Genomic DNA, 22246 nt, shown 5'->3' on the forward strand with positions numbered 1-22246 from the left:
CACATGGACTTCGAACTCCCCGAGGAGCTGGTCGAGATCCAGCGGACCGTCCGCGCGTTCTGCGAGGCGGAGGTGAGGCCGCACGCGGCCGCGTGGGACGCGAGCGAGACCTTCCCGCGCGAGGTGGTGGCGAAGCTCGGCGCCATGGGGCTGCTCGGCATCACCGTCCCGGAGCGGTACGGCGGGGCCGGGATGGGGGCGCTCGCGGTGGCCGTGGTGGTGGAGGAGCTGGCGCGCCACGACGGCTCGCTCGCGCTCACCGTGGCGAGCCACAACGGGCTCGGCACGGGCCACATCGCGCGCTTCGGCACCGAGGCGCAGAAGGAGCGCTACCTGCCGGCGCTCGCGACGGGCGAGCGGCTGGCCGCCTGGGCGCTCACCGAGCCGGGGAGCGGCTCGGACGCGTCGGCGATGCGCACCACCGCGGCGCGCCGCGGCGACGGCTGGGTGCTCTCCGGCTCGAAGACGTTCATCACCCAGGGCACGGTGGGCGGCAGCTTCGTGGTCCTCGCCCGCACCGACCCGGGGCGGCGCCACCACGGGATCACCGCGTTCATCCTCGAGCCGGGCATGAAGGGGTTCAGCCAGCGCGCCATCCACGGCAAGCTCGGGATGCGCAGCTCCGACACCGCGCAGCTGTTCCTCGACGAGGTCGAGGTCCCGGACGCGCAGCGGCTCGGCGAGGTGGACCACGGCTTCATCGACACGCTGCAGATCCTCGACCGCGGCCGGATCACCATCGGCGCGCTGGCGGTGGGGCTCGGCCGCGGCGCGCTGGAGGAGTCCCGGGCGTACGCGAAGGAGCGCCAGGCGTTCGGGAGGCCCATCGCCGAGTTCCAGGCGATCGGCTTCATGCTCGCCGACATGGCCACCGAGCTCGACGCGGCGCGGCTGCTGGTCCGGCGGGCGGCCGCGATGTGCGACGCGGGCCAGCCGTTCGGCGCGCCGGCCTCCATGGCGAAGCTCTACGCCAGCGAGGCGGCCATGCGCGCCACCTCCCGCGCCATCCAGATCCACGGCGGCTACGGCTACACCCGCGACTTCCCGGTGGAGCGCCACTTCCGCGACGCCAAGCTGACCGAGATCGGCGAGGGGACGAGCGAGGTGCAGCGGATGGTCATCTCGCGGGAGATTCTGAGGTAGTCTCTCGCGCGGAAGGGGAGCGAGCCGGACGGGCGGGAGCGCCCGCGCCCCGCGCGCGTGGGACACATGGGCGAAGGCGAACACACCATCATCGGAAAGATCCCGCGCGAGCGCCTGAACCAGATCGCCTCGCGCAAGCTGTCCGCGCTCGGGATCCCCGTCCGCCTCGGCGCCGACCGCGAGACGCTCGAGGGCGAGCTCGCGTTCGCCGGGCGGGTCCAGCACCCCGTCACCGGCCAGACGATCCCCCGCGGCCGCTTCGTCGTCACCGGCCACGACCACCTCCGGTTCCTGGACGCGCCGCTCTCCGCGCTCGGCGAGGTGAACTTCTACGAGCACGAGCGGGCCACCGGCCTGGAGGTCTCGGTCGCGCAGGCGCTCGGGCGCCGCACCGCGGCGCTCCAGGACCTCGCCGCCCGGATGCGCTCGCTGCGGCTCGAGACGGCGCTCGACCCGGAGCGCCTGGCGGTCCGCGCCCTGGTGAAGACCGCCACCCACGCGTTCGAGGTGCTGGGCGGGCCGGAGTCGGTGCGGGTCTCGCGCGTGGCGCCGGTGGGCGGGCGGCCGTTCGAGGTCGCGCCGGACTTCCCCACGCTCGACCTCTCCGACTTCGCCAGCCCCACCGACCTCGAGATCTACCTGGTCGCCTCGGTGTCGCGGATGCGCCCCGCCGCCGCCGCGCCCGCGCTCACCCCGGCCCCGACCGCGGCGCCCACGCTCGCGGCCACGCCCGCGCCGCGCAACGCGCTCACGCTGGCGGCGCTGGCGCAGGTCTTCGGCGACGACGCGATGCTCGCGCCCAACGCCATGGTCGAGCTGGTGAAGGAGTTCGCCTACGGCAACACCCGCTACCGCTTCGTGGCCAGCCGCGAGATGGGCACCCGGTTCAAGGGGCGGGTGATCGGCCCGAACGGCGACGTCTGGTCGGACCGCTTCGACCTGGCCAGCTTCCCGGGGACGGCCAAGGTGGTGGCGCTCGCGCTGGGCGCGGCGGATCCCGGCGCGGACCCGGGGCCGCCGCCCGCGCCGGCCCCGGCCGCGCCCTCCGAGGTGCCGAGCCACCTCATGCCGCACCCCGGCGAGATCTGGGTGATGAGCGTGGTGGTGGAGGAGGCCGGGCCGGACGAGGTCCGCTACGTCGGCACCGACATCGACGGCCGGCCCTACGGCGCCGCGCGCGTCCTGAAGCGCTCGGACTTCGAGGCGGTGTTCGCCCAGGACCGCGGCGGCTGGCGCCTGCTCATCCAGATCGACCAGGTGCAGGACGGCAGCGTGATCTACCGGCAGCTCGATCGCCAGCGGCAGCCCATGGGCGCGCCGCGCAAGATGTCCAGCGCGATCCTCGTCGCGAACTTCGTCCCCGAGGCGGCGGCCTACTGATGTCATCCCCATCCATCGCAGAGCGCGTGCTCGCGGGCGAGGTCCGCGCCGCCGCCCGCCTGATGCGCGACCTCGACGACCGGCTCCCGGAGGCCGAGGCGACGCTGCGGGCGCTGTTCCCGCGGACCGGCCGGGCCTACGTGGTGGGCCTCACCGGCGCGCCCGGCGCGGGCAAGTCCTCGCTCACCGACCGCCTCATCGGCCACTACCGCCGGCTGGGCAAGACCGTCGGCGTGATCGCCGTGGACCCGACCAGCCCGTTCTCCGGCGGCGCCATCCTGGGCGACCGGATCCGGATGCAGGATCACGCGCTCGACGAGGGCGTGTTCATCCGCTCGCTCGGCACCCGCGGCCACCTGGGCGGCCTCTCGCGCTCCACCTCCGACCTCGTCCAGGTGATGGACGCCATGGGCAAGGACGTCATCCTGGTGGAGACGGTCGGCGTCGGGCAGGACGAGATCGAGGTCGCCACGCTGGCGCACACCGTGGTGGTGGTGGCGGTGCCGGGGCTGGGCGACGACGTCCAGGCCATCAAGGCGGGCGTGCTCGAGATCGCCGACGTGTTCGCGGTGAACAAGGCCGACCGGGAGGGCGCCGACCGGACCGTGCGCGACCTGCAGACCATGCTGGAGCTGCGCCGCACGGTCATGGGCCTCGGGCCCGCGCCGGCCGACCACGACGCGGCGCACCGCTTCACCGGCGGCCCCGTGCCGCCCTCCGGGCCGGCGCAGGCGGCCTGGGAGCCGCCCATCGTCCGCACCGTGGCGGTGCGCGACGAGGGCGTGGCGGAGCTGATCGCGGCGGTGGACGCGCACCGCGCCCACCTGGAGGCCACCGGCGGGCGCCGCGCGCGCGAGGTGGCCCGGGCCCGCGCCGCGTTCGTGGCGGTGCTGCGGGAGCGGCTGCTGGCCGGGGCGCTGGCGCGCCTCGAGGCGGAGAAGGGGCGGCTCGACGCCGTGGCCGAGCGGATCGCGGCCCGGAGCGCCGATCCGTACCAGCTCGCGGACGAGCTGGCCGCGCTGCTGCGGGCCTGAGCGGGAGAGCCGACGATGGGCGAGGATCGAGGACCAGCGCAGGAGCCCGCGGGCGCGCCGCCGGAGCCGGACCCGGCGCTCGACCCGGTGGGCGCGCTGGAGGCGCGGCTCGGCATCGCGGTCACCGACCGCCAGGCCGCGCTGGCCGCGCTCACGCACAAGTCCTACGTGAACGAGCACCGCGAGGACGGGCTGCAGGACAACGAGCGGCTGGAGTTCCTGGGCGACGCGGTGATCGACCTGGCCGTGTCGCACCGGCTCATGGAGCGCTTCCCGTCGGCGCGCGAGGGCGACCTCTCGAAGATGCGCGCGGCGGTGGTGGACGAGCAGGGGCTGGCCGAGCTGGCCCGCACGCTCGACCTCGGCCCGCTGCTTCGCCTCGGGCGCGGCGAGGAGCTGACCGGCGGCCGGCAGAAGTCGTCGCTGCTCGCCGACGCCATGGAGGCCGTGATCGCGGCCATCTACCACGGGCAGGGGCTCCCGGCGGTGCTCTCCTTCGTGGACCGCTTCCTGGGCGAGGCGTTCGCGCGCGCCGCGGCCGGCACGCTGGACCGCGACTTCAAGACGCAGCTCCAGGAGCTCTCGCAGAGCCGGCTGCGCGCCACCCCGCGCTACCGCGTGGTCGCCGAGCACGGCCCGGACCACTCGAAGACGTTCGAGGTCGAGACCGACCTGCGCGGCGAGGTGCTGGGGCGCGGCGCCGGGCGATCGAAGAAGGACGCGGAGCAGGCGGCGGCGCGGCTCGCGCTCGACGCGCTCGGCCGCCGCCTGGCGCTGGAGGCCGGCCAGGCCGGGGCGGAGCCCGCCGCGTCCCCGTCCGCCGCGGCGGCGCCGGCCGAGGTCCCGGAGGCGCCCGCCGTCCCGGCAGCGGCCGCCGAGGCGGAGGCGGAGCCCGCGCGGCCCGCGCCGCCGCCGGAGGCGGTCGCGCCCGCGCCGGAGCCGGAAGGCCCTCGGACCGAGCGCGACCCGGCCGGCGTGGAGGCGCCCGCGCCCGAGCACCCGCCGCACGCCGCGGCCCCCCGGCGCCGCCGCGCCGCCCCGGCCGGCGGGCGGAAGGCCGCCGCCCCGGCCCGCCCTCGCAAGGCCGCCGCGACGCGGAAGGCCACCGCGGCAGGGAAGGGCGCCAAGGTCACCGCCAAGGGAGCCCGCAAGGGGGCGCGCCCCCGGCGCTGAGGGGCGCCGTCTTTCCATTTGCCGGGGCCCCCACCCGCGACTAGCATCCCGCCGCATGACGCGCTCCTCCCTTCTGGTGATTTCACTGTTCGTGTCGCTGGCCCTCCCGCCGTCCGCCCGCGCGCAGGCCCCCGCGGCCGCCCCGGCCAAGGGCAAGGACCTGTACGCCGTGTTCGAGACCTCGCGCGGCAAGATCGGCGTGAAGCTCCTGCCGGCCGAGGCGCCGAAGACGGTCGAGAACTTCGTCCAGCTCGCCGAGGGCAAGAAGCCCTTCACCGACCCGCTCACCGGCCAGCAGCGCAAGGCGCCGTACTACGACGGCCTGCTGTTCCACCGGGTGATCCCGGGCTTCATGATCCAGGGCGGCGACCCCGCCACGCGCGGCGCGCCCCTCGGGAGCTCCGCGCAGAAGGACCTCCCGTTCGGCGTCTCCGGGCCGGGCTACAAGTTCGACGACGAGCTGCCGGCGCCCGGGACGAAGCTGTTCGAGAAGCCGTGCGTCCTCGCCATGGCGAACGCGGGCCCGAACACGAACGGCTCGCAGTTCTTCATCACCGAGGGCGCCGGGGACCGCGTGCCGCAGCTCGAGCCGCGGGCCTGCGACTCGAAGTCCGGCGTGTGCGGCTACACGCGGTTCGGGCAGGGCGTGTGCGGCTGCGACCTGGTGGGCGGGATCGCCCGCGCCGGCAACTCTCAGACGCGGCTGGTGAAGGTCACCATCACCGCCGAGCGCCCCACCTGCAAGTAGGGACAACCCGGGCCCGCGCGCGGGCCCGCCACCCGGCGGCGCGCCGGGAGAGGTGAAGCATGGCCGAGCAGATCTACGCGACGTTCCAGACGTCGATGGGCGACCTCGTGGTCAAGCTGCTGCCGGAGAAGGCGCCCAAGACCGTGAAGAACTTCGTCGAGCTGGCGGAGGGCACGCGCGAGTGGACCGACCCGCGCACCGGCCAGAAGGTGACGAAGCCGCTCTACGACGGCACCGTGTTCCACCGCGTCATCCCGGACTTCATGATCCAGGGCGGCGATCCGCTCGGCACCGGCACCGGCGGCCCGGGGTACCGGTTCGAGGACGAGATCGGCCCGGACAACGTGTTCTCGAAGCCCGGCCTGCTCGCCATGGCGAACGCCGGCCCGAACACGAACGGCTCGCAGTTCTTCATCACCGAGGTGGAGACGCCCTGGCTGAACAAGGGGCACACCATCTTCGGCGAGGTGGTCAAGGGCGGGGACCTCGTCCCGAAGATCACCCGCGCCGGCAACGCCAAGGTCAAGCTCGAGAAGGTCACCATCACCCGCGGCGCGCAGCCCTAGGGCGGCGCCACACCGAAGGAACCCGGGCGCCCGCGTCCCTCCGCCTCGGCGGACGGGCCGCGGGCGCGATCACCTCCATGGCCAGCAAGAAGAAGACCCCGTTCCGCGCCGGCTTCGTCGCCATCGTCGGCCGGCCGAACGTGGGGAAGTCCACGCTCCTCAACCGCGTGCTCGGCGAGCACGTGGCCATCGTCAGCCCCCGCCCGCAGACCACCCGCACCCGCATCCTGGGCGTCCACAACGTCCCGGGCGCGCAGGTGGCGTTCTTCGACACCCCCGGCCTGCACAAGGCCAAGGGCGCGCTCAACCGGCGCATGGTCGAGACCGCGCTCTCCACGCTCTCGGAGGTGGACGCGGTGCTCATGCTCATCGAGGCCGGCACCGGCCCGGAGGGCCGCGTCGAGGTGGGCGAGTCCACCCGCTGGGCCATCGAGGAGGTCCGGCGCGCCCGGAAGCCGGCGGTGCTGGGCGTCAACAAGATGGACCGCGCGCCCCGCGCCACGCTGCTGCCCGTCATCGACGCCTACCGCGGGCTGCACGACTGGGCCGACGTGGTCCCGTTCTCGGCGCTCACCGGCGAGAACGTGGACACGCTGGTGCAGGCGCTCGTCCGGCTGCTGCCCGAGTCCGACGCCCCGCTGTTCCCGCCCGACGTGCTCACCGACCAGGCCGAGCGCGCGCTGGCGGCGGAGTACGTGCGCGAGCAGGTGATGCTGCAGACGCGGCAGGAGATCCCGTACTCGGCCGCCGTCGAGGTGGAGGAGTTCGACGAGTCCGACCGGCGCGAGCGCGGCGGGCTGGTCCGCATCTCGGCGCTGGTGGTGGTCGAGCGCGACTCGCAGAAGGCCATCGTGATCGGCAAGCAGGGCGCGATGCTGAAGAAGATCGGCACGCGGGCGCGCGAGGGGCTGGAGCGGCTGCTCGGGTGCAAGGTGTTCCTGTCGCTCACGGTGAAGGTGGACGAGCGCTGGAGCGAGCGCGAGGGCGCGCTGAAGAGGTTCGGCCTGTGAGCCCGCCCCGTCCCGTGGTGGCGCTGGTGGGCCGCCCCAACGTCGGCAAGTCCACCCTGTTCAACCGGCTGGCCGGCCGGCGCGTCGCCATCGTGGAGGACGTGCCCGGCGTCACCCGCGACCGCAACTACGCCGACGTGATCTGGGAGGGCCGCGCGGTCTCGGTGGTGGACACCGGCGGCTTCGAGCCCGAGTCGCGCGACCGGCTCATGTCGCAGGTGCGCGAGCAGGCCCAGCTCGCGGTGGACGAGGCCTCGGTGGTCGTGCTGGTGGTGGACGGCCGCGACGGCCTCACCGCGCTCGACCGCGCCGTGGCGGACCTGCTCCGGCGCGCCGGCAAGCCGCTGTTCGTGGCGGTGAACAAGGTGGACACCGCCCGCACCGAGGAGGACGTGCCGCTCGCCGAGTTCTACGGGCTCGGCTTCGGCGAGGTGCACGCCGTCTCCGCCGAGCACGGGCGCGGCGTGTCCGGGCTGGTGGACGCGATCGTCGAGAAGCTCGCGCTCCCGCCGCTCCCGCCGCCGCCCGAGGAGGCCGACGAGCCGCAGGAGGTCTCCGAGGAGGCGCGGCCGGTGGGCGACATCCGGCTCGCCATCGTGGGCCGGCCCAACGTGGGCAAGAGCACCTTCGTGAACGCGCTGCTCGGCGAGGAGCGCTTCGTGGTCTCCGACGTGCCCGGCACCACCCGCGACGCGATCGACTCGCTGGTCGAGCACAAGGGGCGGCGCTTCGTGGTCACCGACACGGCCGGCATCCGGCGCAAGCGCTCCATCGCGCAGAAGGTCGAGTCGTTCTCGGTGGTCCGCGCCATGAAGGCGATGGACCAGGCCGAGGTGGTGGCGTGCCTCCTCGACGCGACCGAGGCCGGCGTGGAGCAGGACGCGCGGCTCCTCGGCCTGGTGGCCGAGAAGGGCAAGGCGCTCGTCGTCGTGGTGAACAAGTGGGACATCGCCGAGCGCGAGGGCGCCACGCAGGACTGGTACCGCAAGGAGCTCACCAAGCGGCTGCCGTTCGTGGCCTTCGCGCCGATGCTGTTCGTGTCGGCGAAGGAGCGGCGCGGGGTCCACCGCGTGCTGGAGAAGGCGGCGCGGCTGGTGGAGCAGTACCGGGCGCGCTTCCCGACCCCGCAGCTCAACGAGCTCCTCGAGGCGCTCCAGGACGAGCACCCGGCCCCCGTCGCCCGCGGGCGCCGCGTGAAGCTCTACTACGTCGCCCAGGTGGCCTACGCCCCGCCCACGTTCGTGATCCAGGCCAACCACCCGGACGGCCTGACCGACCACTACCGCCGCTACATCGAGAACCGCTTCCGGGACGCGTTCGGGCTGGAGGTTCCGATGCGCCTCGTGTTCAAGGAGCGCCAGCACCGCTCGCGGCCGCGCCGGCCGCGCGAGTAGGGCGGTGGGGCCGGCCCGGCGGGGCGGGCTTTCGCTTGACGCCCCCCGGGTACCCGCCTAGATTGGCCCGGTTTTCCTCACATTTTCGCCGAGCACGCACCCGAGAGGCGCCATGTCGAAGGACACCGTGATCACCCGGAAGGACATGAAGGAGCCGGACAAGTTCCAGGTCGCCGCGACGCAGGCCGCGAGCTGGGCCGCCTCCCGGAAGAAGCACCTCGTCATCGCGGGTGGCGCGGTGGTGGCGGTGCTGGTGATCGTCGCGGCCGTCTCGGCGCTGCGCGCGCAGCGCGAGCAGGCCGCCGGCGCGGCCGCCTCGGCGCTGCTCGCGGCCATCGGCGGCGAGGTGTCGAGCGTGCCGCTCCCCGGCGTGCCCGGGCCGTTCTTCCCGACGCAGGAGGCCAAGCAGCGCGCGATCATCGCCGAGGCCGAGAAGGTGATCGCGGCGCACGCCGGCACCGGCCCCGCGCTCATGGCCGAGCTGGCCCGCGGCGACGCGCAGTACAAGCTGGGCGAGTGGGACGCCGCGCTCGCGTCCTACGAGCGCTACCTGAAGGACGCCCCCGCCGACGACTCGTTCCGCTTCGGCGCGCTCGAGGGCGTCGGGCTGGTCCGGGAGGCGAAGGGCGACCTCGCCGGCGCGGCGCAGGCCTACGAGCGGCTGGCCGCGGAGGCGCCGAAGATGGCCGATCGCGCCGACCTGGAGCGCGCCCGCGTGCTCGCGGCCGCGGGCAAGGCGTCGGAGGCCAGGGCGCTGCTGGCCGGCTTCGCGGAGAAGCACAAGGACTCGCTGCTCACGCCCGAGGCGTCCGAGCGGCTCGCGCGGCTGGGTGGCAAGGAGTGACGGCGCTCGCGCTGGCGCTCGCCCTGGCGGCGGGGCCGGGCGTGTCGTCGCGCCTGCCGGCCGGCCCGCTGGATCTCTACCGCATCGCCTGGATGCGCCCGGTGGTCGGGCCGCAGGCGATGGAGTCGCGCCCGCTCGAGCCGGGCGGCGTCGCGGTGGACCCGGAGACCGGGTACGCGGTGTTCGGCACGCGCGACGGCTGGGTCCACGCGCTCCGCCCGGACGGCACGGTCGCCTGGGAGCTGCGCACCGCCGGGAGCTTCTGGGCGCCGCCCGCCATCGACCACGGCGTCGCCTACGTCGGCTGCACCGACGGGCGGCTCTACGCGCTGGCGATGGCCACCGGCAAGGAGCTGTGGCGGTACGACGCGAAGGAGGAGCTGGGCACGCGCCCGGCCGTCGCGGGCGGCACCGTCTTCGTGATGAGCCTGCAGGACACGCTCTTCGCGGTGGACGCGAAGACCGGCGCCTGGAAGTGGCACCACCGGCGCGAGGCGCGCGCCGGGTTCACGGTCCGCGGCGCCGCCTGGCCGGTCGTCCGCGGCGACACGGTGTGGGCCGGCTACTCCGACGGATGGGTGGCGGCGCTCGACGTGGCGAACGGCGCGGCGCGCTGGGAGCGCACGGTGGCCCCGGCCGGCGACTACCTCGACGTGGACGCGATCCAGCTCGACGGCAGGCAGCTGTACGCGACCGCGTTCTCCGGCGCGGTGCTGGCGATGGACGCCGCCACCGGCGATCCGATCTGGGCCTTTCGCGCCCCCGGCGCGGCGCGGCTGGTGCTCGGGCGCGGGGCGCTGTTCGCGGTCACCTCCAGCTCGGTCCACGCGCTCGATCCGGCGGCCGGCAGCGTCCTCTGGACGGCGCCGCTGGGGGGCGCGCCCGGCGGCGGCGCGCCGGTGATCGCCGGGCCCTGGGTGCTCGTGCCCGCCGGGCAGGGCGGGCTCCGTTTCCTGGAGGCCTCGAGCGGGCGCACGCTGCGCGTGCTCGACCCCGGGACCGGCATCTCCTCCACCCCGGGCGTCGGCGGCGAGCGCGTCTACGTGCTCTCCAACGGCGGCGACCTGCTCGCGCTCGACCTGCGGTGAAGCGGATCCGCGTGGTCGCGGCCGTCGTCCGCCGGGGCGACGCCATCCTCGTCACCCGCCGGCCCGACCGCGACGGCGAGCGAGGCCAGTGGGAGTTCCCCGGCGGCAAGGTCGAGGCGGGCGAGTCCGAGCCCGACGCGCTCCGGCGCGAGATCCGCGAGGAGCTGGGCTGCGAGCTCGAGGTGGGCGCGCTCCTGCTCCGGCACGAGCACCGGTACCCCACGCTCGAGGTCGAGCTGGCGTTCTACGCCGGCGCGCTCGCGCCGGGGGCGACGCCCCGCGCCATCGGCGTGGCCGAGATCGCCTGGGCGCCCGCCGGCACGCTGGCCGCCTACGACTTCCTCGAGGCGGACCGCGCCGTCCTGGGCGAGCTCGAGCGCCTCTCGCGGAGCTGATCCGGCGTCACCGCGCCCGGCGCTTGCGCTTCGCGGGCTGCGGCTTCGGCTCGGGCGGCGGCGGGGTCCCCGCGACGAGCACGGCGAGACCGGCCGGCGCGTAGGCCTTGCCGGCCGCGTCGTGGAACTCGCGCGTGCTGGCGCCGTCGAGCCGCAGGGTGTAGCGGCTGCCCGGCCGCAGCGGCTCGGAGGGCGACAGGGTCAGCCGCGTGGTGGTGCCCACGTCGTGCGTGCCGGCCGCCGCCACCGCCGCGTCGTTCGCGTCGAGCAGGACCAGCCGCGCGTCGGCGCTGGCGACGGTGAGGTCGAGGCGGAAGTGCGCGCCGGGGTCCACCACCGTCTCGGCCTGGAGCGCGAGCGGCAGCGTGGCGCCGCCCGGCTCGAGCGCGACCGGGTCGCGGAGCACGGTGAAGGCGCCGGCGGGGCCCGGCGCGGCCGCTGGGGCGGCCGGCTGCGCGGGGGAGGGCGCGTCCGCGGCGGCGGGCGCCGGGGCGCCGGGCGCGTCGGGGGAAGCGGCCGGCGCGGCCGCCGGGGGTGGCGCGGGCGCCGCGGCGGGCGGCGTGGGCTCCGCCGGCGCGCCGGCGGCGGGCTGCGGTGAGCGCTCGCACCCTGCGGACAGCAGGGCGGCGAGCGCGGTGGCGAGCACGGCTCGGGGCATCGGCATGGCGGCCAACGCTATCACGCGTGCCGCCGGGGCGGGAGCGGAAGCGCGCGCCGGCGAGGACGCTTTGGCCTCCAACGTTCTCACGGGGCGAGCAGCTTCAGGATGGGCGGGTCCTTCTCCTCCTGCGCCAGGAGCTCGTGGCACAGGTCGCAGTCCGCGCGGATGGCGCGGCCGTCCTCGGTCTCGTGGTCGCCGTCGTGGCAGCGGAAGCACCCGGGCGCGGCCTCGTGGCCGAGGAGCGACGGGTAGGTCCCCCAGCCGATCCGCATCGAGGGCCAGACGTTGCGCGCCCAGGCGTCGCCGAGCTCCTGGGCCGCGCGCTCCACCGCCTCGCGCGGCGCGCCGCCGCCCTCGGGCCCGGCGTAGAACGCGCCGAGCGCCGCGGCGATCCCCGCCCGCGCCGCCTCGTGGGACGGGTACTCGGCGCGCAGCGCCTTCAGCGCCTCGCGCCGCGCGAACGGGAGCGCCGCCGCGTCGATGCGCCCCGCCGCCAGCGCGGCGTCCACCTCGTCCTCCGGCGACCGGTACACGTGGGTGGGCCGGTTGTGGCAGTCCACGCAGTCCATCTCCCGCCAGCCTGCCTCGCCGGCGGACGCCTTCGAGCGGAAGGTGGCGCGCGCGCCGTCCGGGCCGGTCAGCTCGACGGTGCCGATCGCGTCGCGCTTCTCGTCGGCGAGGTAGCGGATGCGCACCCCGGGATCCACGTGCCAGTGGATGCCGCGGGTCCGCGCCCCGAGCCCCTGCGCCCCGCCCACGTGCACCACCAGCACGGTCCGGAGCGGCGTGCTGGCGGCGTCGCCCGCGTGCCGCGTGATCACCTTCAGCCGGTCGCCGACCAGCTTGGTGGGCCAGTGGCACTGCTCGCACGTGTCGCGCGCCGGGCGCAGGTTCTGGACCGGCGTGGGGATGGGCCGCGGGTAGAGGTCGAGCGCGACCGACACCACCTGCCAGGCGCCGGAGAGCTTGGACTTCACGAACCAGCTCGCGCCCGGCCCGATGTGGCACTCGACGCAGGCGACCCGCGCGTGCGCCGAGCGCCGGTGCGCGGAGGCCTCCGGGTCCATCACGCTGTGGCACGACCCGCAGAACGCCGGCGAGTCCATCACCTCGAGCCCCTTGTACGAGGCGATGCCGAGCACGAGGAGGTTCACGGTGGTGAGCCCCAGGAACACCAGCAGCCGCCGGCGGGTGCGCGGCTGGTTCAGGTCCATCACCGGCAGCGGCGGCTCCGGCGCGCCCCGGGCCGCGAGGCGCACCAGCCGGCGGCGCTCCAGGGCCGCGCCCACCGGCACGAGGAGCAGCCCCAGCACCAGGAGCCCCGGCAGCAGCAGGTACGCCAGGATGCCCAGGTACGGGCCACCCTCCAGACCGAGCAGGCTGGCGGCGAACAGCACCACCACGAGGACGCCCGAGACCGTGGCCAGCCCGGCGCCGGCGAGGCTCACCGGGTGACGCAGCCAGTCGGTGCCGCGATGGGACGAGGGCATGAGGCGCTCCTGCGCCGCGCGGAATCCGCTGCGCGCGCGCCACTCTAGCGCCGGGCAGGGGCGGGAGGCGCCGCCGGGAGCGCGCCTGCGTCGCTCGGCCGCGGGGCTGCCCCCGTGCTCCCTCGCGGGGCCGTACCGCACTCCAGGTTAACTTCCGGGGGCCGGGCAGGGTACTCAGGGGGAGGAGGGTTCACCATGAGGCCGTCCGCCGCGTCCGCCGTGCGCGCGGCGCCGCTCGCCTTGCTGCTGGCGGCGTGCGCCGGATCGAAGCTCCCCATGACCGCCGCCGGCCTCGCCGAGACCGGATCCCCGGAGGCGCTCGTCGCGTACCTCGGCCAGCCCGGCGCCGACGGACGGGTGTGCGCCCGCGGCGGCGCGGTCCCGGAGGACGTGCGCAGGTCCCGGCGGACGCCCGGCGCGCTCGTGGCCGCGCTCCGCGCCGGCACGGTGCCCGCGCCGCGGTGGGCCGACTGCGTGGAGGCGCTGCTGCCGGCCATGCCCGGCGACCGCGCCTCCGACCTGGTGGACCGGATCCTGGGCGCCGAGGCGGACCTCGTCGAGTCGCCCGAGGTCGAGCGGGACGCGGCGCTCCAGGCGCAGCTGGAGGCGCTGCACCGGATCGCCCTCGAGCGCGCGCCGGACCTGGCCGGCTCGCGGCAGGTCCGCGCGTCCGTGCGGACCGAGCTGCGGCCGCTGCTGGCGGGCGATCGGCTCGGCCCGGTGGCGCGCCCGCGGGCCGAGGCCCTCGCGGCGGCGCTCGAGGCCGAGGAGGGCGAGTGGCAGGGCCGGCCCGTGGACCCGGCCCGGCTCGCGGCGCTGGCCGGGTCGCAGGACGAGGCCGCGCTGCGGCTCCTCGCGCGCCGGCTGCGGGATCCGGGCGCGCGCGCCGGGGCGGAGCGCGCCCTGGTGCAGGTACGGATCGCCGCGTCGCCGTTCCCCGAGGTGAAGGCCCGGGCGGCCGAGGTCGAGGCGGCCGTGCTCCGCGACGGCGCGTACCGGATCTCGCCGCAGGACCACCGGCCGCTCCGCGCGGCGCTCCAGGCGGACCGGATCCCGGCGGCGACGATCCTGGCGCGGCAGTCGCCCGCGGACGGCGCCGCGACGCTGCTCGCCCTGGACGACGGCGGCAGGCCCGGGGTGCTCCCGCCGGTGCACCTCGCCGCTGCGCTCACGGTCGAGGTCGCGGGCCTCTCGCGCCCCATCCGCCCGTGCGCCCCCGGGCGCCCCCTGGATCCCACGCCGTGCCTCGATCCCGCCGCGCTCGCGGTGGACTCACCGTACGCGGCGCTGCGCGGCGCCGACCTGGTGGTGCTCGAGCGCCCGGGGCTCCCGGCGCTGGCCGCGCTCGCCCGGAGCGGCTCCCGGCTCGAGGTGCCGGTCCGGGCCGGCGGCGCGCTCGCCGGGACCGTGAGCTGGCCGGTGCGGTTCGAGCGGCCCGGCGCGTGGGTGCTGGAGGGCCCGAAACCCGGGGCGCCCGGTCCGGACGTGGCCGTGGAGCTCGAGCGCGTGGACGCCGACCGGCTGGTGATCGCCGCGACGTTCCCCGGCGGGCGACGCCTGGCGGTGCTCGAGCGCGCCGACGCGGCGGCGTTCCGCGTGGTGACCCGCGGGGCCTCCGGGTGGGCGGGCCGCGCCGGCAGCCCGGGCCAGGACGGCACCCCCGGCACGCGCGGCCAGGACGCCTCGTGCCTGGGCGACTCCGCCGGGACCTCCGGCGGTCCCGGCGGGCCGGGCGAGGACGGGGACGCGGGCGGCGCCGGCCAGCCCGGCGGCCGCGGCGGCGCGGTGCACGTCGCCGTCCGCGCGCCGCGCGCGCTCCTCGCCGACACGCTCGCGCTCGCGGGCCAGATCGCGGTGAGCGAGGGCGGCCGCGGGGGACGCGGCGGCCGGGGCGGCGCGGGCGGGCGGGGTGGCGACGGGGGCGCGGGCGGGCGCCCCGCCTCGATGTGCTCGGAGCGCAACCGGAACTACCGCCTGTCCGGCGGGTCCGACGGCCCGAGCGGCCCGAACGGCGCGGCCGGGCCCGACGGGCCCTGGGGGTCGGACGGGCAGCCCGGGCCGGTGCGGATCGAGCCGGCCGCATCGGCGTCGGTGGACTGAAGGTGCCGCGGACGTGATCAGGCCTGCGGCTGGAAGGGCCGGCCGTTCACGATCAGCTCGTCGATCTCCAGCCGGTGGATCCGCGCGCGCTTCACCGCGAGCCGCCGGATCACCAGCGCGCCGACCGCGACAGCGCCGAGCGCCAGCGCGCCGACGCTGGTGGCCGCGAGCGCGGTGCCGATGCGGGCGAGCGCCAGCTGCCGGCGCGGCCGCTCGAGCGGCGGGATCCACGAGGTCCTCGAGAGCTTCGCCATGGCGGTCGTCCTCCGGTCGGGGTCGGCTCGAAGGTGAGGCGGCGGGCGCGGGGTGGCAACCGCGCGAAGCGACCGTCCCCCGGCGGACGTCCGGCGCTGGCTGGGGATCGGCCCAGGCTGGAAATCGAATGGGCAGCCGAAGACGATCGCATCTTCGTCCGGCGACCAGGGCGCCACACGGCCACATGGAAACACGCCGGAGTCCGCGCGAGTCCGATCCCCGCAGGACGGCCGAGACTGAGCCGATCGGGACGGCCGGCGGACGGGTGCGGCTCAATCGTCGATGATCGCGGCGCCGCCCCGGTTCAGCGCCACGAGACCGTCCTTCATCGCCTCGATCTGCTCGGGTGAGTGCCCGCGCCAGGTCGCGAGCTCACCAACGATGCGGAGGGGGGCTCTCGACCGATACGAGCGTGTGGGATTCCCGGGGAACTTCTTGTTGGTCAGGTTCGGATCGTCCTCGAAAGGCCCCGTGGGCTCGACGACGAAGATCCGGCCACGACCGTCGCCGCGCGCCAACTCTGCGCCCCAGGTCGCCGCATCGAGCGTGCCCGCGAAGTACACGTGGTTCGCCGTGCGGCCGACGTCACCAAAGTTGGCCGCGCGACCTGGCTCGATGAGGTCGCCGGGCTTCAAGTCGGCCTTCGTGCCGTGGAGAAACGTGGCAACTCCCGTGGCGCGGCATGCGCCGCAGGCCTGCGCCGCCGCCGTCTGTCCCTGTCCGTTGCAGGCCGGACACTGATGCAGGACCACGAACGGGCGCGGGCTGTCGGTGGGCTCGCTCGTGTCGGCGGGGGATGACATGGAACTCCCGATCCTAGGCGGTGGTTCGCACGGACGCACGCGAAGTCGATCGGGATTGCGGACTTGCCCGATATCCTGGCCAGGAACCCGCAGCATCAGCGAAGCGCCTGCAGCCCAGCGGATCCAGCGAATCCCGCGATCCCCGCAGGACGTCCGATAATATGGATTATGGTAACTAGACGCGGGACCGGGTCGGCGGCCGCGGCGTCGCCTCACACCCGGTGGGCGCGACGCCGTGGAGCTTGGAAGCCATGAGGATCATCGCGCCCCTGCCCGGCGCGGAAGCGCCGGGCATCGAACGGGACCGGAGCGCGGAGCCGTCAGAGATCGGCGCCGCGCTTGGCGGCGGGACGGAGCAGCGGATCGGCGGCGGGATCGTCGTGCTGAGGGTGCGCCGCGACGGCCAGCCCGGGCAGCGGGACATGGGCGTCGCGGGCGTCGCGGGCGTCGCGGGCGTCGCGGGCGTCGCGGGCGTCCCCGGCGCCGAGCGGCCGCGCGGTCCCGTCCACGGCGGCGTCGTGCGCGTGGTGGTGCTCGGGGTGCTTGCAGCACCCCTCCTGCCGCGCGAGGACCTTCACGATGCGCGGCGCCCGCGCGGCCTCGGCCACGGCGCACGGGCACTGCTCGGCGCCCTCCGACGACAGCCGCTCCTGGATGCTCGCCAGCGCGTCGAGCAGCTCCTTCTTCACCCGCCGCATCCGCTCGAGCCGGCGCTGCGCCTGCTCCAGGTGGCCGGCGAGCACCTGCTGGAACCGGATGGCGAACTCGGCCGCGGTGACGCAGCCGCTGCGCAGCTCCAGCAGCGTGCGGATCTCGCCCAGCGCCAGGCCCAGCTCCCTCAGGTCGGTGATGAGCCGCAGCCGCTCCAGCTCGTCCTCGGTGTACCGCCGGTGCCCCCCGTCGCTGATCTCCGCCGGGCGCAGCAGGCCCTCTTCCTCGTAGAAGCGGATGGTCCGGACGGTGTTCCCCGTCGCTCGGGCGAGGTCCCCTGACGAGAGGTCGGCACTCATGGCGCGAGTCACCTAACCGCGCGAATCGACGATGTCAATGCGCTCACCCGCGCACCTGCCGCACCCCGATTTCGGGAGCGCGTTCGCCTTGACCGGGGTCGCCGCCGGCCATTAAGTGCACCCCCGCTGGCGCACCGTTTCGGCGCGACCCTGAGGAGCATCCGAGATGAGCAACCTGGTGGCGGTCGCCGGCCGCAAGGCGCGCGGGGCCCACGAGGCGACTTCCACGACCGTCGAGCTGTACGCGGACGCCCCGCTGCCCACGGCGCGGGGCCTGTTCCGCGCGGTGGTGTTCCGCGAGCGCCGCAGCGGCGTCGAGCACGTCGCGATGGTGATGGGCGACGTGGCCGGCGAGGCGGTCGCGGTGCGCGTCCACTCGGAGTGCCTCACGAGCGAGGTGCTCGGCTCGCTGAAGTGCGACTGCCGCGCCCAGCTCGACCGCGCGCTCGACCTCATCGCGGCGCGCGGCCGCGGCGCGCTCCTGTACCTGCGCCAGGAAGGCCGCGGCATCGGGCTCGGCAACAAGATCCGCGCCTACGCCCTCCAGGCCCAGGGGCACGACACCTACGAGGCGAACCGGCTGCTCGGGTTCCCCGACGACCTGCGCCGGTACGACGTCGCCGCCGAGATGCTCCGGCTGCTGGGCGTCCGCTCGGTGGAGCTCATCACCAACAACCCGCAGAAGCTCTCCGGGCTGGCCGAGGCCGGCGTCCCGGTGCGCGGCCGGATCCAGCTGCCCTCCCCGGCCAACCCGTTCAACGTGGAGTACCTGCGGGTGAAGCGCGAGCGGACCGGGCACCTCATCCAGACCGACGACGACGGCGCCGCGCGCACCGCCTGATCTCCCGCCCGGCGGCGCGGCGAGCTAGCCGCGCGACGTCCCGTCCTTCAGGAGCTCGCGCGCGATCACCAGCCGCTGGATCTCGCTCGTGCCCTCGTAGATCGTCTGCACCCGCGCGTCGCGGAAGTAGCGCGCCACCGGGAAGTCCTCGGTGTAGCCGACCCCGCCGTGGATCTGCACCGCGCGGCCCACCGCGCGCTGCGCGGCCTCCGAGGCCCACAGCTTCGCCATCGACGCCTCGCGCGTGAACGGCCGCCCGGCCTCCTTGAGCGCCGCCGCGCGGAGCGCCAGCAGCCGCGCCGTGTCGTGCTCCACCGCCATGTCCGCGAGCATGAACGCGACCGCCTGGTGCTCGGCGATCGGGACCCCGAACGCCTGCCGGTCGCGCGCGTAGCGCACGCTCGCGTCGAGCGCGGCGCGGATGGTGCCGGTCGCCTGCGAGGCGATGCCGATGCGCCCGCCGTCCAGGGCCGCGAACGCCACCCGCAGCCCCTGGCCCACCTCGCCGAGCCGCGCCGAGTCCGGGACCTCGCACCCGTCGAACGAGAGCGCCACGGTGGAGCTGGCCCGGATCCCGAGCTTGTCCTCGTGCCGGCCCACCTGCATCCCGGGGGTGCCCTGCTCGACCAGGAACGCCGTCACCCCGCCCCCGCCGCCGTCGGCCGGCCCGGTGCGCGCCCAGACCACCAGGACCCCGGCCACGTCGCCGCTCGTGATCCACTGCTTGGCGCCGTCGATCACCCAGCGGTCCCCGCGGCGGACCGCCCGCGTGCGCATGGCCGCCGCGTCGCTGCCGGCCTGCGGCTCGGAGAGCGCGAACGCGCCGGCCAGCACCTCGGCGGCGGCGAGCCGCGGCAGGTGCCGCCGCTTCTGCTCCTCGGTGCCGAAGCGCGCGACGAGCTCGCCCACCATGTTCGTGACCGCCATGGTCACGGCGGTGGCGCAGTCGGCCGCGGCGATCTCCATGATCGCGAGCGCGTACGCCACCGCGCCGGCCTCCGAGCCGCCGTAGGCGGCGGGGACGTTCACCGCGAGCAGCCCCAGCTCGCCCAGCCCGCGGATCAGGTCCGCCGGGAAGCGCCGCAGCCGGTCGTTCTCGGCCGCGGCCGGCGCGACCCGCTCGCGGGCGAACGCGCGCGCCGTGTCCTGGATCGCACGCTGGGTGTCGTCGAGCTCGAAGTCCATGCAGGGTCCGGATGTGGCTCCGCCCGGCGCGCCCGCGGCGGGCGGGCTGCCGGCGGCGCGCTCGGTCGGGGTGCGGGCGGCTAGCCCTTCAGCACCGAGGCGGAGATCACGAGCCGCTGGATCTCGCTGGTGCCCTCGTAGATCTCGGTGATGCGGCTGTCGCGCCAGTGGCGCTCCACGTCGAACTCCTTCACGTACCCATAGCCGCCGTGGATCTGGATCGCCTTGGAGGTGACGCGCTCGCTCATCTCGGAGGCGAAGAGCTTCGCCATGGCGCTCTCGGCGCTGTGGCGCACGCCGCGGTCCTTGGCGGCGGCGGCGCGGAGCACGAGCAGCCGGGCAGCGTCGATCTCGGTGGCCATGTCGGCGAGCATGAACTGGATGGCCTGGAACTGGGTGATGGGCTGGCCGAACGCCTTGCGCTCCTTCGCGTAGGCGACCGCCTCCTCGAACGCCGCCACCGCGATACCGAGCGCCTGGCCGGCGATGCCGATCCGGCCGCCGTCGAGCGTGCCCATGGCGATCTTGAAGCCGTCGCCCTCCTCGCCGAGCCGGCAGCGCGCCGGGATGGCGCAGCCCTCGAAGAACAGCGAGCAGGAGCCGGAGGCGCGGATGCCCACCTTCTCGTCCGGCTTGCCGCGGCTGAACCCGCGCGCGTCGGTCGGCACCAGGAACGCGCTGATGCCCTTGTGCCGCTTCGCCTTGTCGGTCATGGCGAACACGAGCGCCACGTCCGCCTGCGGCCCGTTGGTGATGAAGTTCTTGGTCCCGTCGAGCACGTACTCGTCGCCGCGCCGGACCGCCACGGTGCGCATCTCGGCCGCGTCCGAGCCGCTCATGGGCTCGGTGAGCGCGAAGCAGCCGAGCTTCTCGCCGCGCGCGAACGGCTCCAGGAACTCCTTCCGCTGCGCGTCGGTGCCGTACTTCAGCACCGGGTCGCAGTAGAGCGAGTTCGACACGCTCATGATGACGCCGGTGCCGGCGCAGCCGCGGGAGATCTCCTCCATCGCCAGCGCGTAGGACACGTTGTCCATCCCGGCCCCGCCCCACTCCGCCGGCACGGCCACGCCCATGAGCCCCATCTCGCCGAGCTGCTTCACGGCGGCGGCGGGGAACTCGTGGTCGCGGTCCCAGCGCCGCGCGTTGGGCCTGAGCTCGCGATCGGCGAACTCCCGGCAGAGATCACGGACCTGGCGCTGCTCCTCGGTGAGCTGGATGTCCATGGAACGTCCTTTCTGGAAGGTGCAGCCTCGGCGCGCAGCGTCTCAGGCCACGGCGCCCCGCGTCAACGGTCGGTCAACGCCCGCTCCACTGCGCCGGCCGCTTCTCCAGGAACGCGCGCATGCCCTCCTTCGCGTCCTCGCCGCCGAACAGCGCCGCGAACCCCTGCCGCTCGAGCGCGTTCGCCTCGGAGAGCGCCAGGTCGGCGCCCTGCTGCATCACCTTCTTCGCCTGGGCCACGGCCGCGGGGCCGCGCGAGGCCACCGCCCGCGCCCTGGCCCGCGCGTGCTCGAGCAGCGCCGCCGGCGCCACGACGTCGAGCGCCAGGCCGATGGCCCTGGCGGCGGCGGCGTCCACGCTCTCGCCGGTGAGCACGAGCTCCTTCGCGCGCATCAGCCCCACCCGCCGCGTGAGCCGCTGGGTGCCGCCGAACCCCGGGATGAGCCCGAGGTTCACCTCGGGCTGGCCGAACTTCGCCCGCTCGCTCGCGTAGACGAGGTCGCACGCCAGCGTCAGCTCGCAGCCGCCGCCCAGCGCGAACCCGTTCACCGCCGCGATCGTCACCACCGGCAGCGCCTCGAGCTGCGCGAACACCCGGTGGCCGAGCGCCGCGAACTCCCGCGCCTCCGACGGCCCCATCACCGCCATGGCGGCGATGTCGGCGCCGGCCACGAACGCCTTCTCGCCGGCGCCGGTCACCACCACCGCGCGCACCGCCGGATCCCGGGCGGCCTCGTCCAGCGCCGCGCCCAGCTCCTGCAGCGTGCGCTGGTCGAGCGCGTTGAGCTGCTTCGGGCGGTTCACGGTGAGGGTGCCGATCCCGTCGGCCACCTCCCAGAGCACGTTCTCGTAGGCCATGGCGTCCTCGCGCTAGCCGTAGGTGTAGAAGCCGCGCCCGCTCTTGCGGCCGTTCCAGCCCGCCGCCACGTAGTTCCGCAGCAGCGGCGCGGGCCGGTACTTGTCGTCGCCCAGCTCGCGGTGGAGCACCTCGGCGATGAACAGGCAGGTGTCGAGGCCGATGAAGTCGGCCAGGGTGAGCGGGCCCATGGGGTGGTTCAGGCCGAGCTTCACCGCGGTGTCGATGTCCTCTGGCGAGGCGAGCCCCTCCTGCAGCGCGAAGCAGGCCTCGTTGAGGAGCGGGATCAGGATCCGGTTCACGATGAAGCCGGGCGAGTCCTTGGACGTGACGGTGGTCTTCCCGAAGCGCTTCGCGAGCGCCATCACCGCCTGGTAGGTCTCGTCCGAGGTCTGCAGGCCGCGGATGACCTCGATGAGCTGCATGACCGGCGGCGGGTTCATGAAGTGCATCCCCACGAACCGATCCGGGCGGCGCGTCCCGGCGGCGAGCTTGGTGATCGAGATCGAGCTGGTGTTGGACGCGAGGATGGCCCCCGGCGCCAGCACCGCGTCGAGCCGGCGGAAGAGGTCGGCCTTCACCGCCTCCTGCTCCACCACCGCCTCGATGGCGAGGTCGGCGCCGGCGCAGTCCTCGATCCGGTCCACCGCGCGGATCCGGCCCAGCACCGCCTCGCGCTCGGCCGCCTGGAGCTTCCCCTTCTCCACCAGCTTCGCCAGCGCCGCGCCGAGCCGCTCCACCGCGCGCCGGGCCAGCTCGGGCGTGGCGTCCGCCACCTGCACCGAGAGCCCGGCCTGGGCCGCCACCTGCGCGATGCCCGAGCCCATCTGCCCCGCGCCCACCACCGCCAGCCGCTCGATCCCGCTGCCCATGCTCCCTCCGTCGCTCGGGTGTGGTCCGGCGGTCCTGCGCCGTCGCGGCGCGACCATGCCGGGCTTGTCAGCGAACGTTCGAGCGTGTGACGATCCGGCGCCGAGCGCGAGATCCCAACCGGGGTGCGCGCCGCTTTCATGCTCAGGATCCACCGGGAGATCGCGCGGGACGCGGCT

Annotated in this window: 22 protein-coding genes; 13 read left to right on the forward strand and 9 right to left on the reverse strand. The window is 75.3% G+C overall.

Annotated elements, in window-relative coordinates; translation table 11 throughout:
* Window positions 1–3: 3 nt before the first annotated feature.
* The 11 genes from ACOQFB_RS10180 to ACOQFB_RS10230 all read left to right on the forward strand — a co-directional run bounded on the left by ACOQFB_RS10180 (window position 4) and on the right by ACOQFB_RS10230 (window position 10775).
* Window positions 4–1143, forward strand: a complete 1140-nt coding sequence (locus ACOQFB_RS10180) for an acyl-CoA dehydrogenase family protein (protein ID WP_421610542.1) — start codon at window positions 4–6, stop codon at window positions 1141–1143.
* Between the two features lie 66 nt (window positions 1144–1209).
* Window positions 1210–2523 (forward strand): hypothetical protein, encoded by a 1314-nt coding sequence (locus tag ACOQFB_RS10185; RefSeq protein ID WP_421610541.1) that lies wholly within the window; start codon window positions 1210–1212, stop codon window positions 2521–2523.
* Entirely contained in the window at window positions 2523–3557 is a 1035-nt protein-coding gene (gene meaB, locus ACOQFB_RS10190) for a methylmalonyl Co-A mutase-associated GTPase MeaB (protein ID WP_421610540.1), read from the forward strand. Before ACOQFB_RS10185 ends, meaB begins: the two co-directional genes overlap by 1 nt.
* Window positions 3558–3572: 15 nt before the next feature.
* Window positions 3573–4730 (forward strand): ribonuclease III, encoded by a 1158-nt coding sequence (rnc, locus tag ACOQFB_RS10195; protein WP_421610539.1) that lies wholly within the window; start codon window positions 3573–3575, stop codon window positions 4728–4730.
* Window positions 4731–4785: 55 nt separating this feature from the next.
* On the forward strand, window positions 4786–5478 hold the full coding sequence (locus tag ACOQFB_RS10200) for a peptidylprolyl isomerase (protein WP_421610538.1): 693 nt from the start codon (window positions 4786–4788) through the stop codon (window positions 5476–5478).
* A 59-nt stretch (window positions 5479–5537) separates the two neighbouring features.
* On the forward strand, window positions 5538–6044 hold the full coding sequence (locus ACOQFB_RS10205) for a peptidylprolyl isomerase (protein ID WP_421610537.1): 507 nt from the start codon (window positions 5538–5540) through the stop codon (window positions 6042–6044).
* A gap of 77 nt (window positions 6045–6121) precedes the next feature.
* Complete coding sequence (gene era, locus ACOQFB_RS10210) at window positions 6122–7054, forward strand: GTPase Era (RefSeq protein ID WP_059437597.1); 933 nt, start codon at window positions 6122–6124, stop codon at window positions 7052–7054.
* Window positions 7051–8448, forward strand: coding sequence for a ribosome biogenesis GTPase Der (der, locus tag ACOQFB_RS10215; protein WP_059437596.1), 1398 nt, complete (start codon window positions 7051–7053; stop codon window positions 8446–8448). The genes era and der overlap by 4 nt, the downstream gene beginning before the upstream one ends.
* Window positions 8449–8560: 112 nt before the next feature.
* Window positions 8561–9292 (forward strand): tetratricopeptide repeat protein, encoded by a 732-nt coding sequence (locus ACOQFB_RS10220; protein WP_421610536.1) that lies wholly within the window; start codon window positions 8561–8563, stop codon window positions 9290–9292.
* A complete protein-coding gene (locus ACOQFB_RS10225; RefSeq protein ID WP_421610535.1) occupies window positions 9289–10380 on the forward strand; it encodes an outer membrane protein assembly factor BamB family protein in 1092 nt (363 codons plus the stop codon). The genes ACOQFB_RS10220 and ACOQFB_RS10225 overlap by 4 nt, the downstream gene beginning before the upstream one ends.
* The gene (locus ACOQFB_RS10230) at window positions 10377–10775 is read left to right on the forward strand and encodes a (deoxy)nucleoside triphosphate pyrophosphohydrolase (protein ID WP_421610534.1); all 399 of its coding nucleotides are present in this window, start codon (window positions 10377–10379) and stop codon (window positions 10773–10775) included. The genes ACOQFB_RS10225 and ACOQFB_RS10230 overlap by 4 nt, the downstream gene beginning before the upstream one ends.
* 7 nt (window positions 10776–10782) lie before the next feature.
* On the opposite strand, the gene ACOQFB_RS10235 is transcribed toward ACOQFB_RS10230, so the two are convergent.
* Together ACOQFB_RS10235 and ACOQFB_RS10240 are read right to left on the reverse strand one after the other, a co-directional pair.
* Window positions 10783–11439, reverse strand: coding sequence for a hypothetical protein (locus tag ACOQFB_RS10235; RefSeq protein ID WP_421610533.1), 657 nt, complete (start codon window positions 11437–11439; stop codon window positions 10783–10785).
* An 80-nt stretch (window positions 11440–11519) separates the two neighbouring features.
* Window positions 11520–12926 carry a cytochrome c3 family protein gene (locus ACOQFB_RS10240; RefSeq protein WP_421610532.1) on the reverse strand — a complete coding sequence of 469 codons (1407 nt, stop codon included), beginning with the start codon at window positions 12924–12926 and terminating at the stop codon, window positions 11520–11522.
* A 195-nt stretch (window positions 12927–13121) separates the two neighbouring features.
* Here ACOQFB_RS10240 and ACOQFB_RS10245 point away from each other — a divergent pair, with 195 nt between their 5' ends.
* Window positions 13122–15026: a hypothetical protein gene (locus ACOQFB_RS10245; protein ID WP_421610531.1), complete on the forward strand. Its 1905-nt coding sequence runs from the start codon at window positions 13122–13124 to the stop codon at window positions 15024–15026.
* A gap of 17 nt (window positions 15027–15043) precedes the next feature.
* Here the strand turns inward: ACOQFB_RS10245 and ACOQFB_RS10250 are convergent, their stop codons facing one another.
* From ACOQFB_RS10250 to ACOQFB_RS10260, 3 genes are all read right to left on the reverse strand, one after another.
* Window positions 15044–15280, reverse strand: coding sequence for a hypothetical protein (locus tag ACOQFB_RS10250; RefSeq protein ID WP_059438352.1), 237 nt, complete (start codon window positions 15278–15280; stop codon window positions 15044–15046).
* A gap of 273 nt (window positions 15281–15553) precedes the next feature.
* Window positions 15554–15916, reverse strand: coding sequence for an NAD(+)--rifampin ADP-ribosyltransferase (arr, locus tag ACOQFB_RS10255; protein WP_494492579.1), 363 nt, complete (start codon window positions 15914–15916; stop codon window positions 15554–15556).
* 488 nt (window positions 15917–16404) lie between these two features.
* On the reverse strand, window positions 16405–17094 hold the full coding sequence (locus ACOQFB_RS10260; protein WP_421610530.1) for a helix-turn-helix domain-containing protein: 690 nt from the start codon (window positions 17092–17094) through the stop codon (window positions 16405–16407).
* 166 nt (window positions 17095–17260) lie between these two features.
* Here ACOQFB_RS10260 and ribA point away from each other — a divergent pair, with 166 nt between their 5' ends.
* Window positions 17261–17935, forward strand: coding sequence for a GTP cyclohydrolase II (gene ribA, locus ACOQFB_RS10265; RefSeq protein ID WP_082100273.1), 675 nt, complete (start codon window positions 17261–17263; stop codon window positions 17933–17935).
* 24 nt (window positions 17936–17959) lie between these two features.
* Here the strand turns inward: ribA and ACOQFB_RS10270 are convergent, their stop codons facing one another.
* From ACOQFB_RS10270 to ACOQFB_RS10285, 4 genes are all read right to left on the reverse strand, one after another.
* Window positions 17960–19120, reverse strand: a complete 1161-nt coding sequence (locus ACOQFB_RS10270; protein ID WP_421610529.1) for an acyl-CoA dehydrogenase family protein — start codon at window positions 19118–19120, stop codon at window positions 17960–17962.
* A gap of 80 nt (window positions 19121–19200) precedes the next feature.
* Window positions 19201–20343, reverse strand: a complete 1143-nt coding sequence (locus ACOQFB_RS10275) for an acyl-CoA dehydrogenase (RefSeq protein ID WP_421610528.1) — start codon at window positions 20341–20343, stop codon at window positions 19201–19203.
* Between the two features lie 73 nt (window positions 20344–20416).
* A complete protein-coding gene (locus ACOQFB_RS10280) occupies window positions 20417–21199 on the reverse strand; it encodes an enoyl-CoA hydratase-related protein (RefSeq protein ID WP_059438357.1) in 783 nt (260 codons plus the stop codon).
* A 12-nt stretch (window positions 21200–21211) separates the two neighbouring features.
* Window positions 21212–22069: a 3-hydroxyacyl-CoA dehydrogenase family protein gene (locus ACOQFB_RS10285; RefSeq protein WP_059438358.1), complete on the reverse strand. Its 858-nt coding sequence runs from the start codon at window positions 22067–22069 to the stop codon at window positions 21212–21214.
* Between the last annotated feature and the right edge of the window lie 177 nt (window positions 22070–22246).

The sequence above is a fragment of the Anaeromyxobacter sp. Red801 genome (assembly GCF_049201065.2).
Taxonomy (GTDB): domain Bacteria; phylum Myxococcota; class Myxococcia; order Myxococcales; family Anaeromyxobacteraceae; genus Anaeromyxobacter.

What these genes read in the sequence shown, in the direction of transcription:
- ACOQFB_RS10180 (WP_421610542.1), top strand. Translation starts at nt 4, where the DNA reads ATGGACTTCGAACTCCCCGAGGAGCTGGTCGAGATCCAGCGGACCGTC.
- ACOQFB_RS10185 (WP_421610541.1), top strand. Translation starts at nt 1,210, where the DNA reads ATGGGCGAAGGCGAACACACCATCATCGGAAAGATCCCGCGCGAGCGC.
- meaB (WP_421610540.1), top strand. Translation starts at nt 2,523, where the DNA reads ATGTCATCCCCATCCATCGCAGAGCGCGTGCTCGCGGGCGAGGTCCGC.
- rnc (WP_421610539.1), top strand. Translation starts at nt 3,573, where the DNA reads ATGGGCGAGGATCGAGGACCAGCGCAGGAGCCCGCGGGCGCGCCGCCG.
- ACOQFB_RS10200 (WP_421610538.1), top strand. Translation starts at nt 4,786, where the DNA reads ATGACGCGCTCCTCCCTTCTGGTGATTTCACTGTTCGTGTCGCTGGCC.
- ACOQFB_RS10205 (WP_421610537.1), top strand. Translation starts at nt 5,538, where the DNA reads ATGGCCGAGCAGATCTACGCGACGTTCCAGACGTCGATGGGCGACCTC.
- era (WP_059437597.1), top strand. Translation starts at nt 6,122, where the DNA reads ATGGCCAGCAAGAAGAAGACCCCGTTCCGCGCCGGCTTCGTCGCCATC.
- ACOQFB_RS10220 (WP_421610536.1), top strand. Translation starts at nt 8,561, where the DNA reads ATGTCGAAGGACACCGTGATCACCCGGAAGGACATGAAGGAGCCGGAC.
- ACOQFB_RS10235 (WP_421610533.1), bottom strand. Translation starts at nt 11,439, where the DNA reads ATGCCGATGCCCCGAGCCGTGCTCGCCACCGCGCTCGCCGCCCTGCTG.
- ACOQFB_RS10240 (WP_421610532.1), bottom strand. Translation starts at nt 12,926, where the DNA reads ATGCCCTCGTCCCATCGCGGCACCGACTGGCTGCGTCACCCGGTGAGC.
- ACOQFB_RS10245 (WP_421610531.1), top strand. Translation starts at nt 13,122, where the DNA reads ATGAGGCCGTCCGCCGCGTCCGCCGTGCGCGCGGCGCCGCTCGCCTTG.
- ACOQFB_RS10250 (WP_059438352.1), bottom strand. Translation starts at nt 15,280, where the DNA reads ATGGCGAAGCTCTCGAGGACCTCGTGGATCCCGCCGCTCGAGCGGCCG.
- ACOQFB_RS10260 (WP_421610530.1), bottom strand. Translation starts at nt 17,094, where the DNA reads ATGAGTGCCGACCTCTCGTCAGGGGACCTCGCCCGAGCGACGGGGAAC.
- ribA (WP_082100273.1), top strand. Translation starts at nt 17,261, where the DNA reads ATGAGCAACCTGGTGGCGGTCGCCGGCCGCAAGGCGCGCGGGGCCCAC.
- ACOQFB_RS10270 (WP_421610529.1), bottom strand. Translation starts at nt 19,120, where the DNA reads ATGGACTTCGAGCTCGACGACACCCAGCGTGCGATCCAGGACACGGCG.
- ACOQFB_RS10275 (WP_421610528.1), bottom strand. Translation starts at nt 20,343, where the DNA reads ATGGACATCCAGCTCACCGAGGAGCAGCGCCAGGTCCGTGATCTCTGC.
- ACOQFB_RS10280 (WP_059438357.1), bottom strand. Translation starts at nt 21,199, where the DNA reads ATGGCCTACGAGAACGTGCTCTGGGAGGTGGCCGACGGGATCGGCACC.
- ACOQFB_RS10285 (WP_059438358.1), bottom strand. Translation starts at nt 22,069, where the DNA reads ATGGGCAGCGGGATCGAGCGGCTGGCGGTGGTGGGCGCGGGGCAGATG.